At 74.1% G+C, this 25,616-nt stretch carries 22 protein-coding genes; 4 read left to right on the top strand and 18 right to left on the bottom strand.

Going from position 1 to position 25,616, the window contains the following annotated elements:
- Nucleotides 1-16 precede the first annotated feature (16 nt).
- On the bottom strand, nt 17-901 hold the full coding sequence (locus ACVWNX_RS01890; protein WP_454412077.1) for a helix-turn-helix domain-containing protein: 885 nt from the start codon (nt 899-901) through the stop codon (nt 17-19).
- 259 nt (nt 902-1,160) lie between these two features.
- On the opposite strand from ACVWNX_RS01890, the gene ACVWNX_RS01895 reads away from it, so the two are divergent.
- Nucleotides 1,161-1,574, top strand: coding sequence for a (R)-mandelonitrile lyase (locus ACVWNX_RS01895; protein WP_454412078.1), 414 nt, complete (start codon nt 1,161-1,163; stop codon nt 1,572-1,574).
- A gap of 56 nt (nt 1,575-1,630) precedes the next feature.
- Here the strand turns inward: ACVWNX_RS01895 and ACVWNX_RS01900 are convergent, their stop codons facing one another.
- From ACVWNX_RS01900 to ACVWNX_RS01915, 4 genes are all read right to left on the bottom strand, one after another.
- The gene (locus ACVWNX_RS01900) at nt 1,631-2,329 is read right to left on the bottom strand and encodes a hypothetical protein (RefSeq protein ID WP_454412079.1); all 699 of its coding nucleotides are present in this window, start codon (nt 2,327-2,329) and stop codon (nt 1,631-1,633) included.
- A 384-nt stretch (nt 2,330-2,713) separates the two neighbouring features.
- Nucleotides 2,714-4,159 carry an FG-GAP and VCBS repeat-containing protein gene (locus tag ACVWNX_RS01905; RefSeq protein ID WP_454412080.1) on the bottom strand — a complete coding sequence of 482 codons (1,446 nt, stop codon included), beginning with the start codon at nt 4,157-4,159 and terminating at the stop codon, nt 2,714-2,716.
- A gap of 235 nt (nt 4,160-4,394) precedes the next feature.
- Nucleotides 4,395-5,306 (bottom strand): serine hydrolase, encoded by a 912-nt coding sequence (locus ACVWNX_RS01910; RefSeq protein ID WP_454412081.1) that lies wholly within the window; start codon nt 5,304-5,306, stop codon nt 4,395-4,397.
- Complete coding sequence (locus ACVWNX_RS01915) at nt 5,303-6,439, bottom strand: LysR family transcriptional regulator (protein ID WP_454412082.1); 1,137 nt, start codon at nt 6,437-6,439, stop codon at nt 5,303-5,305. The genes ACVWNX_RS01910 and ACVWNX_RS01915 overlap by 4 nt, the downstream gene beginning before the upstream one ends.
- 86 nt (nt 6,440-6,525) lie before the next feature.
- On the opposite strand from ACVWNX_RS01915, the gene ACVWNX_RS01920 reads away from it, so the two are divergent.
- A complete protein-coding gene (locus ACVWNX_RS01920; RefSeq protein ID WP_454412083.1) occupies nt 6,526-8,163 on the top strand; it encodes a penicillin-binding transpeptidase domain-containing protein in 1,638 nt (545 codons plus the stop codon).
- Between the two features lie 114 nt (nt 8,164-8,277).
- On the opposite strand, the gene ACVWNX_RS01925 is transcribed toward ACVWNX_RS01920, so the two are convergent.
- On the bottom strand, nt 8,278-8,859 hold the full coding sequence (locus tag ACVWNX_RS01925) for a TetR/AcrR family transcriptional regulator (protein WP_454412084.1): 582 nt from the start codon (nt 8,857-8,859) through the stop codon (nt 8,278-8,280).
- A gap of 429 nt (nt 8,860-9,288) precedes the next feature.
- Here ACVWNX_RS01925 and ACVWNX_RS01930 point away from each other — a divergent pair, with 429 nt between their 5' ends.
- A complete protein-coding gene (locus ACVWNX_RS01930) occupies nt 9,289-10,461 on the top strand; it encodes an agmatine deiminase family protein (protein WP_454412085.1) in 1,173 nt (390 codons plus the stop codon).
- Nucleotides 10,462-10,546: 85 nt separating this feature from the next.
- Here the strand turns inward: ACVWNX_RS01930 and ACVWNX_RS01935 are convergent, their stop codons facing one another.
- The 12 genes from ACVWNX_RS01935 to ACVWNX_RS01990 form a co-directional block, all read right to left on the bottom strand.
- Nucleotides 10,547-11,833 carry a phosphatase PAP2 family protein gene (locus tag ACVWNX_RS01935; RefSeq protein ID WP_454412086.1) on the bottom strand — a complete coding sequence of 429 codons (1,287 nt, stop codon included), beginning with the start codon at nt 11,831-11,833 and terminating at the stop codon, nt 10,547-10,549.
- A gap of 368 nt (nt 11,834-12,201) precedes the next feature.
- Nucleotides 12,202-13,209, bottom strand: coding sequence for an aldo/keto reductase (locus tag ACVWNX_RS01940; protein WP_454412087.1), 1,008 nt, complete (start codon nt 13,207-13,209; stop codon nt 12,202-12,204).
- A gap of 2 nt (nt 13,210-13,211) precedes the next feature.
- Nucleotides 13,212-14,294, bottom strand: a complete 1,083-nt coding sequence (locus ACVWNX_RS01945; protein WP_454412088.1) for an endonuclease/exonuclease/phosphatase family protein — start codon at nt 14,292-14,294, stop codon at nt 13,212-13,214.
- Nucleotides 14,291-15,448, bottom strand: coding sequence for a glycosyltransferase family 4 protein (locus tag ACVWNX_RS01950; protein ID WP_454412089.1), 1,158 nt, complete (start codon nt 15,446-15,448; stop codon nt 14,291-14,293). The genes ACVWNX_RS01945 and ACVWNX_RS01950 overlap by 4 nt, the downstream gene beginning before the upstream one ends.
- Nucleotides 15,445-16,659, bottom strand: coding sequence for an endonuclease/exonuclease/phosphatase family protein (locus tag ACVWNX_RS01955; protein WP_454412090.1), 1,215 nt, complete (start codon nt 16,657-16,659; stop codon nt 15,445-15,447). Before ACVWNX_RS01955 ends, ACVWNX_RS01950 begins: the two co-directional genes overlap by 4 nt.
- Nucleotides 16,656-17,702, bottom strand: coding sequence for a glycosyltransferase family 2 protein (locus ACVWNX_RS01960; protein ID WP_454412091.1), 1,047 nt, complete (start codon nt 17,700-17,702; stop codon nt 16,656-16,658). The genes ACVWNX_RS01955 and ACVWNX_RS01960 overlap by 4 nt, the downstream gene beginning before the upstream one ends.
- A 148-nt stretch (nt 17,703-17,850) precedes the next feature.
- The gene (locus ACVWNX_RS01965; RefSeq protein ID WP_454412092.1) at nt 17,851-18,837 is read right to left on the bottom strand and encodes a UbiA prenyltransferase family protein; all 987 of its coding nucleotides are present in this window, start codon (nt 18,835-18,837) and stop codon (nt 17,851-17,853) included.
- 33 nt (nt 18,838-18,870) lie between these two features.
- A complete protein-coding gene (locus ACVWNX_RS01970) occupies nt 18,871-19,914 on the bottom strand; it encodes an NAD-dependent epimerase/dehydratase family protein (RefSeq protein WP_454412093.1) in 1,044 nt (347 codons plus the stop codon).
- Nucleotides 19,905-21,350 carry an aspartate aminotransferase family protein gene (locus tag ACVWNX_RS01975; protein WP_454412094.1) on the bottom strand — a complete coding sequence of 482 codons (1,446 nt, stop codon included), beginning with the start codon at nt 21,348-21,350 and terminating at the stop codon, nt 19,905-19,907. The genes ACVWNX_RS01970 and ACVWNX_RS01975 overlap by 10 nt, the downstream gene beginning before the upstream one ends.
- Nucleotides 21,347-22,330, bottom strand: coding sequence for a lysylphosphatidylglycerol synthase domain-containing protein (locus ACVWNX_RS01980; RefSeq protein WP_454412095.1), 984 nt, complete (start codon nt 22,328-22,330; stop codon nt 21,347-21,349). Before ACVWNX_RS01980 ends, ACVWNX_RS01975 begins: the two co-directional genes overlap by 4 nt.
- Before the next feature lie 302 nt (nt 22,331-22,632).
- Nucleotides 22,633-23,703, bottom strand: a complete 1,071-nt coding sequence (locus ACVWNX_RS01985; RefSeq protein WP_454412096.1) for a glycosyltransferase family 2 protein — start codon at nt 23,701-23,703, stop codon at nt 22,633-22,635.
- Nucleotides 23,694-24,062 (bottom strand): hypothetical protein, encoded by a 369-nt coding sequence (locus ACVWNX_RS01990; RefSeq protein ID WP_454412097.1) that lies wholly within the window; start codon nt 24,060-24,062, stop codon nt 23,694-23,696. The genes ACVWNX_RS01985 and ACVWNX_RS01990 overlap by 10 nt, the downstream gene beginning before the upstream one ends.
- 541 nt (nt 24,063-24,603) lie before the next feature.
- Here ACVWNX_RS01990 and ACVWNX_RS01995 point away from each other — a divergent pair.
- Nucleotides 24,604-25,575: a helix-turn-helix transcriptional regulator gene (locus ACVWNX_RS01995; protein ID WP_454412098.1), complete on the top strand. Its 972-nt coding sequence runs from the start codon at nt 24,604-24,606 to the stop codon at nt 25,573-25,575.
- Nucleotides 25,576-25,616: the final 41 nt, after the last annotated feature.

The raw sequence follows: 25,616 nt of genomic DNA on the forward strand, positions 1-25,616 counted from the left end.
CGGACCGGCGGGCGGTTCAGCCGGACGGCGAACTCCCTTCACCCGTAACGGTGGTGGCGTTCGGACCCGGGTTCCAGGAGGCGAGGATGCGCAGCGCGTCGTGGGAGGGGGAACCCGGTTCGGCGGACCAGACCACGAGCCGCTGCCCGGGGTCGGCGGCGGTGGTGAGGACGTCGTGGTCGAGGGTCAGTTCGCCCACCAGGGGGTGGCGCAGGAGCATGGTGCCCGCCTCGCGCGCCGCGCCCTGGGGAACGGCCCACCAGCGGCGGAAGTCGGCGTCCAGCAACGACAGTTCGCCGACGAGGGCGGCCAGCCGGGGGCTGCCGGGGTCCTGGTCGGCCTCCGCCCTCAGCCGGGCGACGCAGAGGTGGGCGACGCGCTCCCAGTCGGCGTACAGCTCGCGCGCCGTGGGATCGGTGAACACCAGCCGGGTGTAGTTGCGGTGCTTCTCCGGCAGCCGGGCGAAGTCGGTGACGAGGGCCGCCGCGAGCGGGTTCCAGGCGAGGACGTCGGTGTGGCGGCCGAGGACCACGCCCGGGACGGCGGTCAGGCCGTCGAGCAGCCGTCGCAGTCCGGGGCGGGTCCGCTGCGGGGTGCGCCGGGGCGGGCGGTCCGCGAGGCGTCCGGCGAGGGCGAACATCCGGGCGCGCTGGACGTCGTCCAGGCGCAGTGCCCGGGCGAGGACGTGCAGAACGGCGGTGGAGGCCCGGGCCCGGCCCTGTTCCAGCCGGGTGTAGTGGCCGGTGCTGAGGGCGGCCAGGGCGGCGACCTCCTCACGGCGCAGTCCCCGGACGCGGCGGGGTCTCCCGGTGTCGGGCAGCCCGACCGCGCCGGGACTCAGCTCCGCCCGGCGCTCCCGGAGGAAGGTTCCCAGCCGGTCGGGGCGTGTACCGCTGCTCATGGGCCCAGTGTGGCCGGGACCGGGCGTCCGCCGGGAGGGAGGGTTTTGTCCCTGGCTCGATCGGGGGCGGCAGGGAATCCTGCTCTGCCGGAGGGACCGGCGGACGTGCGGACGGTCCGTCGCGCGCCGGGCGTCGCCGCACGGCGCGCGACGCCGGGCGCCCCCGTCCGGCACGTCCGGTCGCCCGTTCCCGCCGTTCCCGTCCCGTCGTCGCCGTCCCCTTCCCACCGTCTTCCAGCGCACACCCGGAGAAACGATCATGGAGTTCGTCAAACGGTCGGCCACCACCAGGGCCCCGGCCGACCGGTTCACCGGTGACGTCTGGCTCGACGTCATCCCCGTCGGCCAGGAGCAGTCCCGGATGCGGGCCGGTCTGGTGCGCTTCCCGCCCGGGGCCCGCACCCACTGGCACTCCCATGTGCTGGGGCAGACCCTGCACGTGGTCTCCGGAACCGCCCTGGTGGGCACCCGGGACGGGGTCGTGCTGGAGGTCCGGCAGGGCGACACGGTCCTCTGTCCGCCGGGTGAGGAGCACTGGCACGGCGCCGGACCGGACCGGTTCATGGAACACCTCGCCCTGTGGGAGGGGTTCTGGGACAACACCCCCGAGACCGACTGGCTGGAGCCGGTCACGGACGAGCAGTACGGACGTCCCCGCACGACCGGCGGCTGAGCCCGGCCCCTCCCCGTGCCCCGGCCCGGTCGTCCGGCCGGGCCGGGGCCGTCGCGTCAGGCGTAGTACGGGCCGGGGTGGGTCCAGACCGGGTCCCGGAAGAGCGCCGGGGCGGGGGCGTGGACCGTGAGGTTCGAGACCTTGAGGCCGTACTGCGTGGCCGTCGTCCCGGACGGGCAGTCCACCCGCACCGGGGCGAAGTTGACGTAGAACTGCGGGCCGAAGTCCCCGGATCCCTTGGCGTGGGACTCGACCACGTATCCGACGTCCGCGCTGAAGTACACCTCGTCCAGTCGGCGCTGGGTCTCACGGACGACCGTCTTGGTGGCGGGGTCGATGACGCCGCCGGCGTCCGCGCAGCCGAAGGTCCGCGCCACGTCGGCGTACGCCGCGAAACGGCCTTGGACACCGTCGCGGACGGCCGCCGGGTATCCGGGCTGGGCGCGCAGACCGCGCAGCAGGACGTTCACCTGGAAACCGCCGCAGCCCTGGGTGCCGTAGTACTCGTGGTACCGCAGGACGCACTTGCGGGGTCCCTCGGACGCCGTGGGGTCCGGCTGGTAGGGCCGGGGCACGCTGGCCGAGTGCAGCCGGACGGTGAGGGCGACACCGCCCTCCCGGGCGGCGGGCACTTCGTAGAGGGCGGTGGCCCCGGCCGGGGCGGGCACGGCGAGCACCAGGGCCAGGGCGGCGAGCAGGACGGTCAGCGCTCTGAGCGGAGCGGCGGGGAGGCGTAACGGGCCCGGGGAGTTCATCGTCGGGACTTCCCTTCCTCGGCTGTGGGTTCGCCGGACAGCGGCGCCGGGCCGTCACCGGACACCGGCGCCCGTCCGGGCACCCGTCGATGCTAGGAGCACCCGGGAGGTCCCGGGGGGAACCGGTCCCGTCCTCCACAACCGGAATCCTTCCGGCCGCCCCGGGTACGGGTGCGCACGCGCGGGGGACGGAGGTGAACGCGCGGGCCCGTGTCCCGGCCGCGCCCGCAGGCGCGCACGCGCCCGGCGCGGAGTGCCACGGGCGGGCACAGGGCGGGGCCGGGTCCCGTCGGACCCGGCCCCGCCGCTTCACCGCTTCATCGCCCCGCCACGCCCGCCGCCCCGCCGCCCCGCCGCTCCATCGCGACGGGCCCGGCGCGCCGGTCAGCCCGTCAGGTACTCGCCGAAGTAGGAGAGTCCGGTGGGCGCGCCGACCGAGGAGGCGCCGAAGGACGTGGTGCCGGTCGTGGTCAGTCCGCTCCGGGTGGCCGGGAACACCCAGACCGCGCCCGCGCCGTCGTTCTCGGCGAAGGCGCCGACCACCAGCTCCGCGCGGCCGTCGCCGTCGCCGTCCGTCAGCCGGACGGCGGCGCCGAACTGGTCCCACGCCTCGGAGGCGCCGGGGACGCCCGCCGTGTCCTGGGTGTAGGTCTTGGCCCCGGTACCGGTGAGCCCTTGCGCGGAGCCGCGCAGCACGGTCACCGAGCCCGTCGCCTTGCGGCTCCCGGTGGTCTCGCCGGTGGCGCCGACCGCGATGTCCGCGTAGCCGTCCTTGTTCGTGTCCCCGGCGGACACGCTCCAGCCGAAGCGGTCGTTGAGCGCGGCGGCGCCGGGGACCCCGGCGGTGTCCTGGGTGATCCGCACGGTGCGCCCGGACAGTCCGTTGGCGCTGCCGTAGGTCACGGTGACGGCGCCCCCGCGGTCGCCGTTCGGCTCCTCGGCGGACTTCTCCATGAAGTTGCCGGTGACGATGTCGCCGTGGCCGTCCTTGTCGACGTCGGCGATGACCGCGTCGTAGCCCCCGGCGACCTTGCCCGCGGGCTTGAGTCCGGTCGTGCCGCCCTTGTAGAGGACGCTGCGGGTCCGGTAGAGGTTCCCGCTGCGCTCCTGGCCCATGACCAGGAGGTCGGTCGCGCGGTCGCCGGTGACGTTCCCCGCGACCACGCGGTCGGCGCTGACGCCGGTCTGGTCGTCGGTGTCGATCCCGGTCAGTCCGGCCGCCTTGCCGGACCGGGAGACCGGGCCCTTGAAGACGTTCAGCGCGGGGACGGAGTTGCTGAGGGTGGCCAGGTCGTCCTGTCCGTCGCCGTCGAAGTCCCCGGCGGCGACGGACCAGCCGAGGGCGCTGCGGTACTGGGGCAGCGGGGTCTTGAGGTCGACGCCCGACGTGAGCCCGTTGGGGCCGCCCCAGACGACGGTGACGACACCGTAGTCGTCGGTGTTCCCGACGCGCTCGCCGTGGACGCCGACCACCAGGTCGGTGTGGCCGTCGCCGTCGAGGTCGCCGGTGGTGACGCGGTCGCCGAAGTGGTCGCCCTTCTCGGGGACGCCCGGGATGCCCGTGGTGGCCTGGCTGATGACGGCGCGCCGGGAGCGGTCGAGACCGTTCGCGGTCCCGTAGACGACGGCCACGTACCCGGCCCCCGCCTTTCCTTCGACCTTCCCGAGCGGCGCGGAGACCACGAGGTCGCGGTACCCGTCGCCGTTGAAGTCTCCCCGCACCCCGGACGGCGCGGCGGCGGCGCTTCCCCCGGCGGCGAGGAGCAGTCCGCCGACGAGGGCGGCCGACGCGGTGGTCGCGAGGGCGGCACGGAGGTGGTGCTGTCGCATAAGCGTGTCTTCTTCTTCCTGCGGCACGGCGGACGGCTGGGCGTCCGCCGGAACGGTTCGCCGGGACGGAACGCGCGTGGTGGGGGACGGCGGCGGTCGTCCGACGGCCCCGGTTCCGCGCGTGTGTCGTCCGGCGCTGAGATGACCGCCGAGGGGTGCCGGGGGTTGTACGGGATCTTCACGCGGGTGAGCGCGGGAGGCCCGGCGGGGGCGCGGCCGGTCGGGGCCCCCGCCGTCAGGGGGCGCGCAGGGCCTGGACCGCGAGCCGGGCGGCCGTGCCGATGGCCGCGTCGGCGGCGGGCTGCCGGGCCCGCTGGCGGGCGGACCGGGTGAAGACGGCCACCGCGTACCGGCCGCCGTCCGGGTACTCGACCACGCCCGCCTCGTGCCGCAGGGTGGGCAGGGTGCCGGTCTTCCCGTAGACCCGGACGTCGTCGTAGGGGAAGCCGCTGGTGAGCCGGTGCGGCCACACCTGGAGTCCGAGCACCTCGCGCAGTTCCCGGGCCCGCTCCGGCGAGCACGCCTCGTCGTGCCAGAGCGCGGCGAGCAGCCGGGTCATCTCACGGGGGGTGCTGCGGTTGGCGCGGGCCGGGTCGAGGACCCGCAGCCGGGTGAGGACCGCCGGGTCGGAGACGAGCCGTCCGGGGTCGCCCCCGGAGTCCTCGTCGATCGCGGCGATCAGCTCGCGCATGGTGAGCGCCGCGACGGTCCGGCGCAGTCCGAGGGCCGCCATCGCCGCGTTGACCTCGTCGAGGCCGACCCTTTCCAGGAGCAGGTCCGTCGCCGCGTTGTCGCTGACGGTCAGGGACAGCGCCAGCAGGTCGCGCACGGACATCCGCACCGGCCCCCGCAGCATCGCCAGTCCGGTGGGGCCCGGCGTCCGGTCGGCCGGAAGCGACTCGACCTGCTCGTCGGGGTCGAGGCGGCCCGCGTCCGCCAGCCGTTGGACGGTGACGGCGAGGCAGAGCTTGTGGACGCTGGCGGTGCTCACCGGGGTGTCCGCGCCGAGGGCGACCTCGGCGCCCGTCGCGAGGTCCAGGGCGTGCATCCAGCCGGTGACGTCCGCCTCGTCAAACACGGCCCGGACGCGGGCCCGGACGCCGCTCGGCGCCGAGGGGCCCCGTCCGGCCGTCTCCCGGGCGCTCATACCGTGTACCCGTACGCCGGGCCGGACACGGCGCTCCGCCGGGCCACGGCCGTCTCCCGCACCGGGGTCATCCCTCCCGCTCCGGTGAGCACCCGTTCCACCACCTCCGCGAACAGCCGTACGGCCGGGTCGTCCTGACGGCCGCGCGACCAGGCCGCCGACACCTGTTCCAGCAAGGGGTCACCGTCCAGGGGGTGCCACACCGTCCCGGCGGGGACCCTGCGGTCCCGGCCGGTGAAGGTCACGGCCGTCCCGGAGAGCACCAGGCCGTCCACGAACTCGGGGTCCTGTCCGGCGAGCACCGAACCCGGCTCGAAGCCGTGTCTGCGGCAGACCGAGAGGATCTCCGCGTGCAGCGCGGGCGCCACGGCCCGGGGGAAGAGGACCAGGTCGAGGCCGTCGAGCGAGGCCAGCGGCACGGGGGCCCCGGGTTCCGGTCCGTCCGCCCCCGCCGGTCGACCGGCCCGCGCCCCTTCGCCGGTCTCCGGCCCACCCGGTCGCGCCCCGGTCTGCGGCCCACCGGTTCCCCGGGTCCCGGCCGGCCCGTCGGCGCGCCGGCCCCGGCCGGCCCCACCGGCACCGGTGCGGGAGGTCCCGGCGGTCCCCGGCTCCGGCGGGCGCGGCAGCAGCACCCCGTACGGGCGGCACAGCACGTCACCGAGGCCGAGGCCCGCGACGTCCACGGGATGCCTCAGCACCCCCGCGTCCAGGGTTCCGGCCCGCAACTCGGTGAGCTGGGTCTCGGCGCCGAGTTCCCGCAGGGCGAGCCGGACGCCCGGGGAGCGTTCCCGGAAGCCCTGGACCAGGGCCGCGACCACGGAGCCGCCGAGTTCCGGGGGGACCGCCCCGCGCAGCACCCCCGCCGCGCCGCCGCGCACCCGGGCGGCCACCCCCAGCAGGGCGTCGGCCCGGGCGAGCAGCGGCCGGGCCTCGGCGAGGAGCAGCCGACCGCCCTCGGTGAGTTCGATCTGACGGCCGGTGCGGTCGAAGAGGCGCACGCCGAGTTCCCGTTCCAGACGCTGGACGCGCTGCGAGAGCGACGGCTGGGCCATGCCGAGCCGTGCCGCCGCCCGCCCGAAGTGTCTTTCTTCTGTAACGGCCACGAAGTACCGGACGTGCTTCACCAGGTCCACGAACAGGGATCATAGTCATTCCGCTATCAGCTCCGGACCCATAGGACTCTTGGATCGCACGGGTGTCCGCCTGCTGGGGTGGCCGCATGTCCGACACCTACGCACCTCACTCCGGTACGGATCACGGCCACCTCTACGGAGCGCCCCCGGGCCGCCGCCGTCGGCGGCTGCTGTCCGCCGCCGTCGCGCTGACCGTCCTGGCGGGCGGCGGCACGACGGCCTGGTTCCTGCTCGGCGGCGAGGGGGAGGAGCGGCCCGACGCGCGGGCCGCCGCCGTCGACGGCTTCCTGGCCGCCTGGGCCCGGGGCGACGCCCGGGAGGCGGGGCGGCTGACCGACGCCCCGGCGGCGGCCACCGCCCGGCTGCGGGCGCTCCCCCGGTCCCTGCCGACCAGCCGGATCTCGTTCGAGCGCGACGGATCCACCCCCGGGGGCGCCCACCGGTTCCGGGCCGCGTTCCGTCTGAAGGGCGGCGACACCTGGCGGTACGAGTCGGCGGCGCCGGTGGTGCGCCGCGACGGCCGCTGGGTGGTGCGCTGGAGCCCGGCCGTGCTGCACCCCCGGCTGACCGACGGCAGCACCCTCGCCCTGCGGCCCGACACCGACGGCCGTGGACAGGTCCTCGCCGCCGACGGCCGCCCCCTGGACGGACTGGCCCCGGCGCTGGTGGGCGCGCCGGGGCGCGGCGGCCTCCAGTACCGCTACGGCGAACGGCTGGCCGGGAAGCCCGCGGACTCGGTCGCCATCGTCGGCACCAGCTCCGGCCGGACCCTCGCCACCCTGCACACCTCCGAGGGCCGCCCCGGCCGGTCCGTCCGCACCACGCTGGACCGGCGGACGCAGCGGGCCGCCGAGGCGGCGCTGCGCGGCCTGGAGAAGAACGCCGCGGTGGTCGCCGTCCGGCCGAGCACCGGGGAGGTCCTCGCCGCCGCCGACAACCCGCCCGGCGGAACCAACCGTTCCCTGCTGGGGCGGTACGCGGCGGGCTCCGACTTCAAGGTGGTCACCGCGGCCGCGCTGATCGCGAAGGGGCTGCGCGGGGAGACCGTGGTGCCCTGCCCCCGCTACGCCCGGGTCAACGGTCAGCGCTTCGAGAACCAGGACCTGTTCTCGCTGCCCCCGGGGTCGACCTTCCGGGACGGCTTCGCCCGGTCCTGCAACACCGGGATCATCGGTCTGCGCGACCGGCTGGACGACGACGGCCTGGCCGAGGCGGCCGGATGGTTCGGCATCGGCCCGGAGTGGAGCGTGGGCGCCGCCACCTTCGACGGTTCGGTGCCGCGGAACACCAGTGAGAACGACAAGGCCGCAGCGATGATCGGGCAGGGCCGGGTGGAGGCGAGTCCGCTGGTGATGGCCTCGGTGGCGGCGACCGTCAAGGACGGCACCTTCCGGCAGCCCGTCCTCGTCCCCGACGCGGTGCGCGGGCGGGCGAGGGCCACGGCGCCGCTGCCCCCGGCGACCGCCGCCGAACTGCGGTCGCTGATGCGGGCGGTGGTCACCGAGGGGTCCGGCGAGGCGCTGCGGGGTCTGCCCGGCGCACCGGGCGCCAAGACGGGCACCGCCGAGTTCGGCACCGGGACCCCGCCGCGCACCCACGCCTGGTTCATCGGCTTCCAGGGCGACCTGGCGTTCGCGGTGCTCATCGAGGACGGCGGCTCCGGCGGGGCGGACGCGGGGCCGGTGGCCGCCTCGTTCCTGAGGAAGGTGGCGGCGGGCGGCTGACCGGGGCGGGCGGAACCCGGCGCTGACTGGATCATCAGGGCGCGCCCGGGCCGTCCACCCGAGCCCCGGGCCGTCCCGCCCGGACCCCGGCCCCTTCGCGGGGCGCCGGAACGCTCAGTCCCGCCGGAGTCCGGCCAGTTCGGCCTCGACGGCGCCCCGCATCAGCTCCCGCGCGTGACCGATCCGGACGCCACCGCTGAGCCACCGGGTGCTGAGCCCCTCCAGCAGCGCGGTGAGCCGCTCGGCGGCGGCGGCGAGGGAGGAGGCGGGGGCGAGGGGCTCGACCCTGCCCAGCAGCGCCGCCACCTCCTGGACCCACACCAGGGTGGCCCGGGCGAGGTCCTCGCGCAGGGCCTCCTCGAAGACGGCGCTGGCCCGCAGCTCACCCCAGGCCGAGCTGTTCTCCCGCACCTCCACGGTGTCCTGGAGCTCCAGCAGCAGCGCGTCCTCCAACTCCTCGCGGGGAGTGGGCGGCGGGGCGTCCGGGGCGCGGTCCGTGGTGTAGCGCTCGGCCCGGTCGTTGATGAACTCCAGGGTGTGGCGCAGTACCCCGGTGCGGTCCTTGAAGTGGTAGTAGACCAGGGCGGTGGACACGCCCGCCTCGGCGGCCAGCTCCTCCACCCGCAGCCCGCGCACCCCCCGCCGGGCGATCACCCGGGCGGCCGCTTCGAGGATCTGAGTGCTGCGAGACGCCATGGCGCGCACTCTACCGGGGACTCCTGGAGGGGATCGGGCGACATCGACTGATCAGATTTTCAGGAGATGCGGCGAGGAGGCACCTCACGGGATGACTTCAGAGACGCCAGGGGCAGGCAAGCCGCCTCAGCAGAGCGCCGATGAAGCCCGAAATGCCCAGAAAACAACCACCCCAAGGACACTCACTACATGGAAAGCGACGAATCGACTCCATAAGGTAGGGAAATTGACTGAAATTCCCGTCAGTTTCATGGTGGCGACAGAAGGTCCCGCGCCACGTCCGGAGAACCCGGCGTCCACGGCGCCGCGCGCGCATGCTGGTACCGGAGCGCCCACGGGCCGTCGCGCCCGTCGGCCGCCACCGGAACCGGCAGCCCGCGCCCCCGCCCCGGCCGGGCATCCTCCGGCCGTCCATGACAGGAGCCACCCATGTCCTTCCTCTCCCCCACCCGCCGGGCCGCCCTGCGCGCGCTCGCCGGGCTCGGTACGGCGGTCCTGGGGGCCTCCGCCTGCGGCTCGGGCGACTCCGGCGGCTCCGGCGCCCGGACCACCCGGGCGGTCACCCCGTCCCGGTCCGTGACGGCCCCCGGAGGGCGGCGGCTGGGCGCGGAGTGGGAGAGCCACGCGCGGACGTTCATGTCCTGGCCCGCGCTGGCCTCGGTCTGGGAGGAGGACCTGCCCTACGTACGGAAGGACATCGCCCGGATCGCCCGGGCCGTCGGGGAGTACGAGGCGGTCGTGATGCTGGCCGGTCCCGACCAGGTGAAGGCGGCCCAGCGGGCGTGCGGCTCCCAGGTCGAGGTCGTCCCGCTGGCCGTCGACGACCTGTGGGCCCGGGACACCGTCCCCGTCTTCGTCGAGCGGGACGGCGAGGTCACCGGTGTCGACTTCAACTTCAACGGCTGGGGGGACAAGCAGGAACACACCCGTGACGCCCGGGTCGGCCGTACCCTCCTCGCCGAGTACGACGTCCCCCGGGAGAAGGCCCCGCTGGTCTCCGAGGGCGGCTCCTTCGAGACGGACGGCGAGGGCACCCTGCTGATCACCGAGAGCTCGATCGTCAACCCCAACCGGAACCCGGGCAAGAGCCGGGACCGGATCGAGGCCGAACTCAAGGAGACCCTCGGCGTCACCAAGGTGGTCTGGCTGGCCGGGGTGCGCGGCGAGGACATCACGGACGCCCACGTGGACAGCCTGGTGCGCTTCACCGAGCCCGGTGTCGTCCTGCTGGACCGCGCGCACCCCAGTACCCCGCCGGACTCCTGGTCGCGCTCCGCCGACCAGGCCCGGTCCGTCCTGGCCGGGGCGACCGACGCCCGGGGACGGGGTTTCGAGGTCGTCGAACTGCCGCAGCCCGACTTCCGGAGGATCAGGGGCGAGGGCGACGAGTTCCTGGCGTCCTACGCCAACTTCTACATCGCCAACGACGCCGTCTTCCTACCCCGGTTCGGCGACCGCAAGGCCGACGACCACGCCCGTGGCCTGCTGCGGGAGCACTTTCCCACCCGGGACGTCGTGCCGGTCACGATCGACACCGTGGCCTCGGGCGGCGGCGGCATCCACTGCGCCACCCACGACCAGCCCGGGGAACCGGTCGACTGACCGGGGAACGACAGCGGGGGGACGGCCCGGCCGTTGCCGGAACCGTCCCCCCGGGGAACCTCGCGGTCCAACCCGCGCCGTGGTGTCAGCGACCGGCCGGAGCGGCCGCCTCCAGCGGGGGCGCCGCCGCCTCGACGGACACGGCGTCGGCGTCCCAGCGCCTGGTGGTCCGGAGGTAGAGGTAGATCACCGAGCCCATCGCCAGGATCAGCAGCGGGCCGGCCACCCACGGGTACTCGGCCATCTCCACGGACAGGAAGCGGTACGCCAGCAGGAACGCGGTGAAGACGGCCGCTCCGTGGGCCACCGTCCACACCCCGGCCCGGTCCCAGCCCCGGTCGTGGGCGCGCAGCGCCGCCTCGATGGTGAGGGTGAACACCACGCCCGCGACGAGGTCCACTCCGTAGTGGTAGCCGAACCCCAGGGTCGCGGAGAGCGTGGCGATCAGCCAGAGCGTCCCCGCGGCCCGCAGCCAGCGCGTGGCCTTGCGGGAGTGGATGAAGATCACGACGGCCCACGCGGTGTGCAGACTGGGCATGCAGTTGCGGGGGGTGATCTCGTCGAAGGGCATGTGCTCCGGGACGGTGATCCCCGGCATCGTGTTCGGCCACACGTCGGCCGTCGCCCAGGGACCGCCGTCCGGGCCGAAGGCGAAGACCGGACCGACCACGGGGAAGATCATGTAGATGCCCGGGCCGAGCAGACCGATGACCAGGAAGGTGCGCACCAGGTGGTGGCTCGGGAACCTGCGCTCGGTGGCCACGTGCCGCAGCTGGTACACCGCGACGACGACCGCGGCGACCGCCAGCATCACGTAGACGAAGTCGAGGAAGCGGGCGCCGACCGTGCCGGTGGCCTCGATCACCCGGCCCACCAGCCAGGACGGGTTGCCCAGCGCCTGGTCGGCGGTGAGCACGTACTGGTCGAGCACCTCGGGACGGGTCTTGGAGGTGATCAGCAGCCAGGCGTCACCGGTCTTGCGGCCCGCCACCAGCAGCAGTCCCAGTCCGACGCCCTTCAGCAGGAGCAGCCGTTCCGGGCCGGTGCGGCGGGTCACCGCGATGACCGCGCAGCCGATGATCACCCAGAGGGCGCCGTTGCCGTACTCCTGCTCGGCTCCGGCGGCCAGGCGCACCAGCGCGAAGACCACGTCGATCCCGATGGCGATCCCGGCCGCGAGGCGCCGTTCCCGCCAGGTCAGCACCACCATCATCAAGGCCATGCTGGCGTACAGCAGGGGCCCCGACGCGGGAACCAGGACCACCTCCCTCACCTGCTGGTAGACCGGACCCGGCACGCCGTAGCGACGGGCCGCGACCTCCAGCGCGACGAGGAACCCGAGGGCCACCACAGCCGCCGCGACCCACAGCATCACCCGTGGCTGACGCCACGCGGCGAACGGGATCCTGGACCATATTCGCGAAAAGAACCGCGATGTTACTCGTATCAATTATTCGGCCGATTTACTTGATGTTGATCGAAAGGTCACTATTCGTACCGGGTGGCACGGTTTGTACGTCAGGTGGCCGATCGGAAGCGATCGCCGTTAATCGGGTCATGCTATACAAGCGACTTTCGTGATCCTCACCGGCCACCCGGAGCGCCGGCCCGCCTGAAGCACCAGCTCGGCGCCCTGCCCGTATCCCTGTCCTCGACCGAGGGCCGGGTTCCGCCTCCGTTCCGGACGGGACGGAGGCGGGACGGCCCGCCCCGGGGAGACGGGACGGGCCGCCGGACGGGTCAGCGCTGGGCCGGGTCGGTGGCGATGACGTTGTACGGGTACGGGAGGGGCAGCTCACTGGCCTCGGTGAGGAGCGCCGCGTCGGCCGGGTCGAGGTCGACGTCGGCCGCGCCCAGGAGGTTCTCCAGCTGGTCGAGGGTGCGGGCGCCGATGATCGGAGCGGTGACGGTGGGCCGTCCCGCCAGCCAGGCGATCGCCACCTGGGCCGGGGTGAGCCCGGCGCGCTCCGCCACCTCGAACAGGGCGTCCAGCACCCGCCAGGTGCGCTCGTCCTGGTAGGCGCTCCAGGACTCGCCCCAGCCGAGCCGCTCGGCGGTCTCCACCCGGCTGCCCGTCGGCGGGGCGGTGTCGCCGCGCCGGATCGAGCCGCTGAGCCAGCCGCCCCGCAGCGGGCTCCACGGGATGACGCCGAGGCTCTCCTGACGGGCCACCTCGACCAGCTCCCACTCGGTGGAGCGGTCCAGCAGGTTGTAGAGCGGCTGGAGGGCGACGAAGCGCTCCCAGCCGTGCAGCCTGCTGAGGTCGAGGGCCTTCTGGAGCTGCCAGCCGGTGAAGTTGCTGGCGCCCAGGTAGCGGACCTTCCCGGACTTCACCAGGGTGTCCAGGGTGGAGAGGGTCTCCTCCAGCGGGGTCGCGGGGTCCCACGCGTGCACCTGGTACAGGTCGATGTGGTCGGTGCCGAGCCGCCGCAGGCTGGCCTCCACCCCGGCGATCAGATGGTTGCGGCCGAGGCCCCGGTCGTTGGGGCTGTCGCCGGTGCCGTACCGGACCTTGGTGGCGATCACCAGGTCGTCGCGGCGGCGCTGCTTCAGCCAGCGGCCGAGGATCTCCTCGGAGGCGCCCGCCGAGTAGATGTCGGCGGTGTCGACGAAGTTGCCGCCCGCCTCGGTGAAGCGGTCCAGGATGGCGTGGGCCTCGGGCTCGGCGCTCTCGCGTCCGAACGTCATGGCGCCCAGGCAGAGTTCACTCACCACCAGGCCGGTCGATCCCAGGAAGTGGTGACGCATCGTCAGTCGTCCTCTCGGTAGTTCGGGTTCACGGCGCGCGAGTGCGCTCGGGGGTGGTGCGGTCGGCGGGGCGTCCGGGGGGCGGCGTCCAGGGTGACGGTCACCTCCTGGACGCAGTGGTCGGACAGGTCCCCCGGGTCGCGGAACCGGTACGTGTGCACCCGCGCGCCGGGCGTGGTCAGCACCCAGTCCAGCCGCCACCATCGCATACCCGGTCGGGGATGCCAGGAGGCAGGGTACAGACGGTTCGTCAGTTCCACCGCATCCAGGCCCAGTTGGGAGATCCTACGGGCGTCGCCGATGGCCGGGGTGGTGTTGAAGTCGCCCGCGATCAAGGCCGGATGCGGGCAGGCGGCGACGTCCTCGGCGAGGCCCCGGTACTCCCGTTCCCGGTCGGCGGCCCGGGAGCGCACCGCCCGGTAGAACCCGGCCCGCAACGGGCTGATCAGCCGTAGCTGGACGGGGATGTGCACGTTGAAGGTGGTGAGCACTCCCCCGCCGGGGAGTCCCAGGTCCACCCGGAGGGTGCGGCGGGCGGCGGTCTCGACGACCGCGACCACCGGCAGCCGGGAGAGGGTGACCAGCCCCCGGGCGGTGACCAGCGCGTGTCCGGGGAAGGCGGCGCGCAGCCGGGCCTCGTCGTCGATCAGTTCGTAGGTGCCGTCGAAGCGGTCGTGGTGGTACTCCTGCAGCAGGTAGACGTCCGCGTCGAGGCTCCGCAGATAGGGGTAGAACCGCTCCGGGTCGGTCCGCTGGCACCAGTGCCGGGTGTTCCAGGAGACCAGCCGCGGCGCCCCCTCGGGCGCGGCGGGGCGCGGCCCCCGGCGCGGCCGGGGCGGCCGCAGTCCGCTCTGGCGCGCGCCGACGGCCAGGCTCGCGGTGGCCAGCGCGGCGGCGGTCAGGCCCCGGGTCCCGCCCGCCGCCAGACCGAGCGCGACGAGCGGGACGGGCACCGCCACGAACAGCGGCGGCGGAAGCAGCGAGGGCACCAGCCAGCCCCACCACCGCCCGTTGAGCAGCAGATGGGCCAGCAGGAACACCGCCCACGAGACGGCCGCCGCCAGAGCGGCGGAACCGGTCGTCACGCGGCCACCCGGCCGACCGCCCCGATCCGGTCCAGGAGCGCGTCGTAACTGTCCAGGCAGCCGTCGGCGCCGTAGCGGGCCCGGGTGGCCCGGCCGCCTTCGGCCCGCTGCCGGGGGGAGAGGGCGGCCGCCTCCAGCAGGGCGGCGGCGAGGGCGGTGGGGTCACCGGGCGGGAAGAGACGGCCGAAGCCGGTGCTGGTGACCGGGACCCGCATGCCGGGGGCGTCGCTGGCGACCGAGGGAACGCCCATCATCATCGCCTCGGTCTGGGAGATGCCGAAGGACTCCTCGGCCACCGAGGGCAGCGCGAAGACGTCCAGCGACGAGTAGAACTCGGATACTTGATGGTCCGTCAGGAATCCGGTGAAGCGGATCCGCCGGTCGCCCGCCGAACGCTCGCGCAGCGCGCCGACCACGCTGCCGCCCGCCACCTTGGAGTAGTCCCCCGCGATCAGCAGCCGGGCGGTGGGGTCCTGGATGGTCCGGAAGGCGTCGACCAGGTGGTGCAGCCCCTTCTCGGGGGCGATCCGGCCGAGGAACCCGAAGTGCGGGCCCGGCCCCTCGCGGAAGGCGGCGGGGGCGGGTTCCCGTTCCCGGCAGGGCGGGGCGATCACGGCGAGGCGGTCGCGCATCAGCGGCCAGTGGCGGGAGTGCTCGGCGTGGTCGGCGTTGTTGACCACGACGGCGGCGGACCGGCGCAGCGCGGTGGCCACCGAGGCGTCCACCACCGGGACCTGGAGCCCGGCGAGACGGCCGGGCGGCAGCCAGACGTCGTCGTGGTGGGTGGTGATCACCGGGGTCCGGCCCGCCAGCAGGGCCAGCGGGCCCGCCTCCAGCATCGGCAGATGGACGTTGACGGCCCGGGAGGCGCGGGCCAGCCGGGCGGCCAGCGGAAGGAAGCCGGGGCTGATCACCCCCCGTCCGATCCGGGCGGCGACGGGCGCGCGGAACACGTCCACCCCGTTGAGGCGCTCGCGCGCCGGGGAGGACGGGTCGTGCCGGGAGGCGACCACCGCGACCCGGCGGCCCCGGGCCGCCAGCCCCTCGGCGACCGTCCGGGCCACCTCGGTCAGCCCGCTGGTGTACGGCAGGTAGTAGGTGAGGACGACGGTCAGGTCGTAGCGGTACAGGCGCGCGGCGCGGGCGGTGGTCATGGCCGTTCCTTCGGGTCTTCCGGGGCCGGGCGGTCGCGGTCGGCGGAGGGCGGGGACGGCAGGGAGAGCCGCAGGTCGATCAGTCGGTGGGTGGAGAGGTCCGCGGGCGGGTCGTCCAGCGACTGGCGGTGGACGTCGACGTCCGGGGAGGCGAGGGTCCAGTCCAGCCGCCACATCGCGAGGGGTCCGGCCGGGAAGGTGGCCGGGTAGACGTCGGTGCCGGAGTCGGCGGTGTCGCGCAGCCCCTCGAACCAGCGCAGGTCCTCGCTGCCGGGCAGCACGTTGAGGTCGCCGCCGAGGACCACCGGGTGCGGATTGGCGTCCAGGTCGGCGCGGAGTTCGCGCAGATGGAGCAGCCGGCGGTGGGCGAGCGAGCCGACCGCGTGGTAGTAGGCCGGGGTCAGCGCGTTGCGGTCGACGTTGAGCAGGTCGGGCAGATGGGTGTTGTAGAGGGACAGGACCCGCCCGTCGACACTGATGTCGGTGCGCAGGGCGCGGACGTCCCAGTAGTCGGGCCAGTCGGTGTCGGGGGCGGGCAGTCCGTCCGGGCGCAGCGCCCGGGTGAGGGTGACGGGGTGGCGGGAGAGGGTGAGGAACTCGCCCTCGGTCGCGATCCGGTAGCCGGGGAAGGCGGCCTCGATCCGGTCGAGGTCGTCGATCGGGACGGGCCGGTCGCCCCGGGCGTTCTGGTACTCCTGGAGCAGGTAGACGTCGGCGTCGTAGCCGCGCAGGTAGTCGTAGAAGCGGTCGGGGTCGCCGTCCTGGTGCCAGAAGAAGGTGTTCCAGGTGACCACGCGCAGCGCGCCGGGCGGTACCGGCGGCTGGTCGCGCAGCAGGGCGCCGGGGTGGACGCCCGCCTGTCCGGCGCCCAGCAGCAGGGCGAGGGCGAGCAGCAGCAGGGTGGGGCGGCGCAGTCGGCGGAGCAGGACGGCGGGCACCAGCAGGACGAGGGGAACGGCCAGGTAGGCGACGGGGGGTGCGAGGTCGAAGCCGTTCCAGAGCCACCAGCGGCCGCTGAACGCGGTGCGCAGCACGGTGTTCAGCGCCCAGAGGGCGGCGAGGACGCAGAGCGCGAGGGCGGCGGCCCGGGCGGCCCGGGCGGCGCGGGTCCGGCGAGACGGGGCGGGGGGCGGTGCGGCGGGGGGCCCGGATCCGGGGTCGGGGTGTTCCGGTCCGGGCGCGGGGCGGCCGAGGTCGGCGGGCGCGCTCACGCGGTCGCTCCGGCGGTCCGTCCGGCGTCCCGGGCGGGCGGCTGGTCGTACAGCCTCCGGAAGCGTCCGGAGGTGAGCCACTGGATCACCCCGATGCCCGCGCCGAGGGCGATGGCGGCGTTGACGACGAAGTGCGCCAGGGCGAAGAAGGCGGTGAAGCCGATGCCCCGGCGGCGCAGCACGAAGGCGTACAGCCGGGTGTCGGCGAGCAGCGAACCGGCGGTCAGGGCGGCCGGAAGCAGCAGCCACAGGGCGCCGAACAGTCCGGCGGGCAGGGTGGCGAGGGCCAGCAGGGCGGCGACGCTGGCTCCGGCGCGCGGTCCGGTGGCGATGCCGCCGGGCAGGTCGCGGCGGCGGACGTAGAGCGGGATGTGCAGCCGGGTGCGGTGGAAGACCTTGCGGAGGACCACCCGCCAGGTGTCGTCGTGGTCGTGGCGGCCGCGCACGGTGGTGGAGCTGTGCACCTCGTAGTGGCGGCAGATCCGGGCGGCGTAGTCACCGTCCTCGGTGTGCCGCAGCCTCGGGTTGAACGGGCCGATCTCGGCGAAGACGGCGGCGGGCATCGCGCAGATCGCGGTGTGCAGGGTGCCGATCCGTCCCTCGTGTTCGGCGAGCCAGTAGTACTGGTGCAGACAGCGGTACTCCTCGATGAGGCTGTCGCGGATCAGGGGTTCGGCGTCGTAGGTGCCGCAGACCGCGCCGATGCGGGGGTTCTCCCGGAGCATGGCGACGGCGTTGGCGACGGCGTCGGGTTCCATGGCCACGTCGGAGTCGACGAAGACGACGATCTCGCCCCGGGCGTGGGCCGCTCCGGTGTTGCGGGTGATGGCGACCCCGCTGTTGACCCCGGTGCTGACGACCCGTACGCCGAGGGCCTCCGCGACGGCCACCGAGTCGTCGGTGCTGCAGTCGTCCACGAGCAGGATTTCGAGGGGCTGGTAGGTCTGCGCCTGGGCGGCGCGCAGGCACAGCTCCAGGGCGCGACCGTAGTTGTAGTTCGGGATGACGACCGAGACCAGGGGGTTTCCAGTGGGGCGGGTCATGTCGGGCCGGGCCTTTCGGGCGGGGCGGGCATGGGTCGGTGCGCGGCGGCGCGGGGCGTGCGTCGGTGCGCGGCGGCGCGGGTGCGCGGGGACACGCGTCGGTGCGCGGGGGCACGGGTGGACGGGTGGAGGCGGGGCACGGCCGGTGTCAGGCCGTGGTCGCCTCCAGGACCAGCGCGGTGCCGATGAGGGCGGTCCACAGCGCGGAGTTGACGAGGGTGGCGCGGTCCCGCAGCAGTACGCGGACGGGGTTGCCGCCGCCCTCCTCGACCAGCAGCACCTGGAGGTAGCGGGCCAGTCCGAAGATCGCGCAGACCCCGGTGAGCAGCGCCGCGGTGTGGGCGGCCCCGGTGAGGGCCAGGTCCTCGTGGAGGGAGAGCAGATAGGAGACGGCGGTCAGTCCGGCGATCAGGACGATGAGTTGGTCGACGAAGGCGAGGGTGTAGCCGCGCAGCGCGGGGCGGTGGCCCAGTCCGGCGGCGAGCAGCTCGTGCCGCCGTTTGCCCAGGGAGAGCAGCAGACAGAACGAGAAGACGCAGATGGCGAGCCACTGGGGTACCGGTCGGCCGAGGGCGACGCAGCCCATGACCAGCCGCAGCACGAAGCCGGAGGCGACGATGAACGCGTCCAGCAGCGGCACGTGTTTGAGTCCCCGGCTGTAGCCGAGGCTGATCAGCAGGTAGACCGCGACCGGCCAGCCCTCGGCGAGCGGCCGTGCCAGGAGGGCCCCGGTCAGGGCGGCGGCCAGCAGGGCGGCCAGGGCGAGCGCCCCTCCGGTGCCGATCCGGCCGGCCGCGATCGGGCGGTGCCGTTTGACGGGGTGCAGTCGGTCGCGGTCGCGGTCGGCGAGGTCGTTGACCACGTAGACGATCGCGGAGGCGAGGGTGAAGACGACCAGGGCCCACAGGACGCGCCCCGCGCCGGGGAGGGTCCAGTGGCGGGTGTCGAGCAGGGCGAGCGGGACGACGGCCAGGTTCTTCACCCACTGGCCGGGGCGGATCAGGGCCAGCGCGTCCGCCAGGGGGCGGCGGCGCGTACCGGCGGCCGGTCGGGGGGTGACGGGAGTGGTGGGGGTGACGGGGGTGGGTGGGGTCGCCACGCGGCCGGGCGCGGCGGCGGTCTTCGGGATGTCCACGGCAGGGCTCTCCACGGCTGGGGCTCCAGGGGGTCAGAAGAAGACCTTGGCCAGCCCGAGCGCTCCCTGTTTCCAGGGGTCGCGGCTGGTCCGGCCGCTCGCGCCGGTGGCGGCCCGGGCGGCGGGCAGGGTGCGCCACCAGTCGTAGGTGCGCAGGATCGCGTCGCGGTTGGACTGCTTCGGCCGGAAGCCGAGCCGTTCGCGGGCACGCGAGATGTCCACGTAGCTGTCGTCGAGGAGCTTGTACAGCAGTCGGCCGTACACCGGGGAGAGCCGGGTGCGCTCCAGCCCCCGCAGCACGGCGAGGGCCGGGCCCGCGGGCAGCGGGACGACGCGCTTGCCGTGGCCCGCGGCGTCCAGGACGGCCTGGAAGTCCTCGCGGATGGTGCCGAACTCGGCGGCGCCGACGTTGTACACGTCGTTGGCGACCTCGGGCGGCGCCTCCAGGGCGAGCACCACGGCGTCCACCAGGTCGTCCATGCCGAACATCTGGATGCGGACGTCGCCACGGCCGAGGACGGGGAAGTTGCGGCGTTCGTCGGCCCATTCGAAGAGCATCGAGAACAGACCCATCCGGCCGGGGCCGACGAAGGTCTTGGGGCGCAGCACCGGCAGGCACATCCCCCGGGCCCGGAACTCCTCGGCGACCGTCTCGGCCTCGGCCTTGGCGGAGCTGTACGGGTCCACGGGTTCGCGCGGGTGCTCCTCCGGGGTGGGCACCCGCTTGGGCAGACCGTAGACGGCGGTGGAGGAGATGTGGACGACGCGCGGGACGCGGGTCCGTTCGGCGGCGGTGAGGACGGCGCGGGTGCCGTCGACGGTGATGGAGCGGATCTGGTCGACGGGGTAGCTGGGCAGCGCGGCGGCGCAGTGCACCAGCGCGTCGGCCCCGGTGAAGGCGCGGGCCAGGGCGGCGCCGTCGCGGATGTCGGCGATCAGGTGCCGGGCGCCCTCGGGGGTGTGCTCGGCGGGGCGCAGATCGAGTCCGGTGACCTCGTGGCCGTCGGCGGCCAGCCGGGTGACCAGGTGGGAGCCGAGCATGCCGGCGGCTCCGGTGACGGCGATCCTCAGGCCCATCGGGACACCGCCTTGTCCTTGACGAAGGAGGTGAGCAGCCGGGTGAGGCCCTTGGCGAGGGTCTGTTCGAAGGCGTCGAGGAAGATCTCGACCTCGGCGGGTCCGGCGACCAGCGGCGGGGCGACGACCAGCGGGCTGCGGCCGTTGAGGGTGTAGTAGAGGAACACGTCGTGCTCCTGGTACATCGCGTTGATCACCGCGCAGGTGATCAGCTTGGTGCGCAGCAGCGGGTCGCGGGCGAGGCCGCCGGGGGCGAGCTTGGCGGCGAGGTCGAGGATGCGGGGGCCGCCGTCCAGGAACACCCCGTGCAGCGCCCCGGCGCCCCGGAGGTCGGCGATGATGTCGGGGTACTGCTTGCGGAGCCGTTCCAGGCCGGGGACGAGGACCCGTTCGATGTCGCGGGCGCGGGCCGGGTAGTCGTCCTCGACGACGATGTTGACGGCCTCGATGGCGGTGGCGGTCTCCTCGCCGAAGCCGTAGTAGGTGGTGCTGGTGGACTGGAGCATGGCGTCGCCGAGGTTGTCGTACGCCTTCTTGAAGACGGGTTCCCGGGCGACGAAGGCGGAGATGGAGGACTTGCCGCCGCCGAACGCCTTGGAGGTGGTGACGACGTCGGGCACCAGGCCCGGGTAGCGCATGAAGTGGAAGAGGCTGCCGGTCTTGCCCCAGCCGGTGTAGATCTCGTCGAAGATCAGCACGATGTCCTCGGCGGTGCACAGCTCGCGCAGACCGCGCAGGAACTCCTCGGAGCACTCGGTCATGGTGGAGGCCGAGAACGGTTCGATCAGGATCGCGTAGACGTCGCAGCGGCCCTTGGCGTCGCGGGCCCGGTCGACGGCCTCGCGGACCGAGTCCAGGTCGCCGTAGGCGAAGGAGCCGACCCCGGGGATGCCGGGGAAGGCGAAGGAGGTGGCCTGGGGGCTGCCCGTCAGGCTGCCGGAGCCGAGGAGCTTGCCGTGGAAGCTGATGTCGGCGTGGAGGATCTTCCCCCGGCGCCCGGCGTGGTACTTGTACGCGAGCTTGACCGCTCCCTCCACCGCCTCGGCGCCGGAGTTGGGGAAGAAGGACATCCCGAGGTCGCCCGGCAGCAGTTGGGCGAGGTTGTGGCCGAGGGCCGCGACGTACGGCGAGAAGTAGGTCTTGTGGACCTCCATCCGCCGCCGCTCCTGGAAGCGCTTGCGGGCGGCCAGGATGCGGGGGTGGTTGTGGCCGTGGTTCAGCACGCCGACGCCACCGGTGAAGTCCAGGACGCGACGGCCGTCGCGGGTGTGGATCCAGGCGCCCTCGGCGTGGTCGACCAGCTCCCGCCCGAAGCCGAAGGAGGTCATCAGGGAGACCTGGCTCTTGTTGACGTGCGAGCGGTACAGATCGTGCACTTGACGAACCGTCAGCTCCTCGGCCTCGTCGAGGCCGATCAGGGGTGCGGGGTCGGTCATCGGATCCCTTCCGGAACGGTGGTGCGGGACAGGACGGGTGGAGCGGGGCGGGCGAGCCGGGCCCAGAGCAGCGCGGCTCCGGTGGCGGCGACCTCGCTGAGCACGCAGACCAGTCGGCTGGCGATCACCGCGGCGGTCGCGGCGGACAGCGGCATCACGGCGGCGAGCGGGGCCAGCAGCACCAGCTCCCGGGCGCCGATGCCGTCGGGCAGGACGAAGGCCAGGCTGCCCGCCACGGTGGCCAGCGCGAACCCTCCGACGGACACCGCCAGCGAGGGTCCGGCGGGCGCGCCGAACAGCACGACGAGCGCCCACAGGTGCAGCCCGGACACCCCCCAGGAGGCGAGGGCGAGCAGGATCGAGCGGCGGACGGCCCGGGGCGAGCCCGGCTCCACGGCGGGCCGCCGGGCCAGTCTCAGGGCGAACGCCACCAGCCGGTTCACCCAGCCGGGCCGGACGTACGCGGCGACGGCCAGCACCACCAGCGGTGCGAACGCCCAGGCGTAGGCGCCGAGGACGACGGGCGCCACCAGCAGTCCGGCCCCGGCGCCGGTGGCGATGCCGATCACCAGCCCGAGCCCGAACCCGGAGAGCATCCGCTCGGGCGCCACCCCCGCGTCCCGGCCGAGCTGGAGGTGCGCGAGCACGCCCCAGATCCGGCCGGGGATGAACTTGCTGATGACGCCGATGAAGAAGATCCGGGCGGCGGCGGGCATCGGCAGCCGGGTGTCGCCGTCCGCCACCAGCACCCGCCAGGAGAGCATCGACAGCACCAGGCCCGCCGCGTTGGCGAGCACGGCGGCGCCCAGCAGCGCGATCCCGCCGGGGCTGCCGACGGCGGCGGAGAGTTCCGCCCCGGCGCCCTTCAGCGAACCGCCGACCGCCAGGGCCGTCGCCCCCAGCAGGACCACGGCGGCGAGCGCGCGCAGCACGCGGGAACGCCGTGAGCGGGGAGCGGCGGGGGCGACGGGAGCGGACACCGGGGTGGACGGGTCCTCCGGAACCGCTGAGTCGGGTGAGCCGGTCCGGGTGGACGGTTCCTCCGGGGTCCCTGAGGCAGTCGGACCGGGCGGGGTGGACGCACTGGACGGAACGGGTCGGCCGGACGGGTCGGCCGGACCGGACGGGGTGGACGGGCGGGACGGGGTGGACGGGACAGACAGGGTGGACGGGACGGAAGACGTGGACGGGGCGGCAGGGTCGGAGGGCGCCGACGGGACGGACGGGGTGGACGGGACGGACGGGTCGGTGGTCGCGCGGGACGGCACCGGAACGGGACCGCTCACCGGCCGACCGCCGCCGAGCCCTCGCGGCCCCGCTCCCCGCCCCCGCCGCCATCGGCTCCACCGTCGGCGCCGCGCTCGGCCGTCCGGTCCTCGCGGCGGCGGACCGAGGGCCCGAAGCCCGGCTGGACCAGCCAGCGCACCGCGCCGACCAGGGCCCCGGACACCAGCGCCAGATGGACCAGGAAGTGCGCCAGCAGGAACCACAGCAGGAAGCCCGTGCCCCGGTGCCGGGCGGCGCACCGGGCCAGCCCGGGGTCGACCAGCGCGAACCAGAGCAGACAGCCCGCGGGCACCGCCAGCAGCCACGGGGCCACCAGCGCGAGCGGCAGCGTGACCGGCACCAGCGCGGCGGCGAGCGCCCCGACCGGCCGGTTGGCCTTCAGACCGCCGCCGCCCCCGCGCTCCACCGCCGCGACCGGCACCAGCAGTTGCGAGCGGCGGAACTGCTCGGAGAGCATCGGGCCGAGGCGGTCCACGTCGTCGTGGCGCCCCACCACCGTCTCGGTCATCCTGATGCGGTACGCCGCGCGCAGCCGGTCGCTGTACTCCACGTCCTCCGAGTCGCGCAGGTTCTCGTCGAACGGACCGATCTCCTCGAACACGGCGCGCGGGATCGCCGCCAGGGCGAAGAACGCGGTGCCGACCACCCCGACCGCCCGCCGCCGCCAGAAGTGCGCGTGCAGCACGTGGTAGCGCTCCACCGGACCGTCGTCGAAGAGCGGTTCGGCGTCGAGGATGCCGTGCACGCACCCCGTGGCGGGGTCGCTCAGCAGCAGGTCGACGGCGTTGGCGAGGGCGTCCGGGGCGAGCGCGATGTCCGAGTCCAGGAAGAACAGGATCTCGCCCCGGCTGCTGCGCGCGCCGAGGTTCCTCGCCGCCGAGACCCCCTGGTTGACCGGGGTGGACACCAGGACGCACGGAAAGCGTTCCGCCACCTCGCGGGAGCCGTCGGTGCTGTGGTCGTCCACCACGACCACGTCCAGCGGGGCGAGGGTCTGGGCGTAGACCGACTCCAGGACGGCGCCCAGGGTCTTCTCGTAGTTGTAGTTGGGGATGATCACGGACACGGTGGGGCGTTCCCCCGGCATGTCGCTCCCTGGTCTCTCGGTTCGGCGGTACGGGTCGGCGCCACCCGCCCGAAGGCCGCCAGCTCCCAGCCGACGGGGGCGGGGCAGGAGGCGAGCACTCCGGCGAGGAACCCGAAGGCGGCGCTTTCGGCGTCGACCGGTCCGGCCGCTTCCATGAAGAGCGCGGCGTGGACCCGGTCCGGGCCCGCGACGGCGTACAGATGCGCGGGGACGGTGGTGTCCCCGGCGGCTCTGGGCCGCCGGAACGATCGCATGATCTCGGCGAACTCGCCGGGCTCGGGGACGTTCGGTGCCCCCCGGGACCCGGTGAGGATCAGCAGCGCGGTCACGAGGTACATGGGCTGCCCGCGCCCGGTCTCAGCTCCGGGCGGAACCGTACGGGGGCCCGCCGGGGGCGTCGGCGGGCGGCCCGAGGGACCTTCCCGTCCAGCCCCTCAGGCCCCTCGGACTCCTGCGGAAAGAGATCTGACAGATCGTCAATCGATGTGGTGAACTGGTCATGTGGCTGCTCCCCTCGGCAGTGGGCCGGCGTCACCCCCGGCCCGCCGGAGAGTCTGGCCAGCCGCCCGGGGGATTGGCCACACCCCTCGGCTGGCAGGCAGTTGCTCCGCAACCGGCTGCCATGCCGATGCCCGTGCCGACATCGCCGCCGACCTGGCACAATCGGCGGGCTGGCAGGGAGGTGCCCGGCACCTTTCGGCCATGCCGTTCTGCTGGTCTACACCATAGGCAAGCCTGAGGATGTCCACCGGCGGCGACCCCGCCCGGTCCGGCCGTGTCACCCGGCCGACTCCTGCACCCACGCCCGCACCAGTGCTCTTCACCGAACGACGTGCGCCACCAGAGGTTTGGGGGGAAGTAATGCTTCACGCTCTCGGGTTGGACCCGAAAACGGAGATCGTCTACCGGCTCTTCCTGGAGGAACCGGAACTCAGACTCGAACAGATCGTCACCAGAGTCGGCTGGAGCGAGGAGGAGGTGCTCTCCACGCTCGACCGCCTCGCCGATCTCTGCTTACTCGATCAGGCCGAGGCGCACGCCGCCGACGAACTGCTCTTCCGCGCGACCGATCCCGATGTCGGCCTCTCCTATCTGCTGTCCCGCAGGGAAGCCGAACTCGCCAGACAGCAGCGCGGACTGGAGGAGGCGAGGACCGTGGTCTCCACCCTGGCCGCCCGCCGTTCCGCCCGGTTGCCCCGCGGCTACGACGTGGTCAAGCGGCTGGAGGGCCGCGAGGAGATGTGCAAACGGGTCTCCGAACTCGCCGAACTGGCGCGCTTCGAGTACCTGTCGATGCTTCCCGGCGGAGCCCAGTCGCCCGATGTCATCGCCGCCAACCGGCCGCTCGACCAGCGCGCGCTGGGCCGTGGCGTACGGATCCGCAGCATCTACCAGGACAGCTTCCGCAACGCGCCCGAGACCGTGCGCTACGTCAACTGGCTGGGAAAACTGGGCGGTCAGGTGCGCACCCTGCCGTCCCTGGCGGTTCCGATGGTGATCTTCGACCGCGAGGTGGCGCTGGTGCCGCTGGACCCGGGGAACAACGGGGCCGGGGCGCTCGAACTGCGCAGCACCGGCACCGTCACGGTCGCCCGGCTGCTCTTCGAGGAGTACTGGGCGCGGGCCAACCCGATCGGCCCCACCCAACCCCATGACCACCACGATCTCAGCCCGCAGGAGAAGGAGTTGCTGCGGTTGCTCGCCAACGGCCACACGGACGCCACGGTCGGACGCCACCTCGGGGTGTCGCTGCGCACGGTACGCCGGATGAACGCCGACCTCACGGGCAGGCTGGCCGCCCGCAGCCGTTTCCAGGCGGGCGCGGAAGCGGTGCGCCAGGGCTGGATCTGACGGCTCCTCCCGGCGGACGCGCGATCGGCGGCACCACGCAC

Source organism: Streptomyces sp. JNUCC 64, from assembly GCF_054484115.1.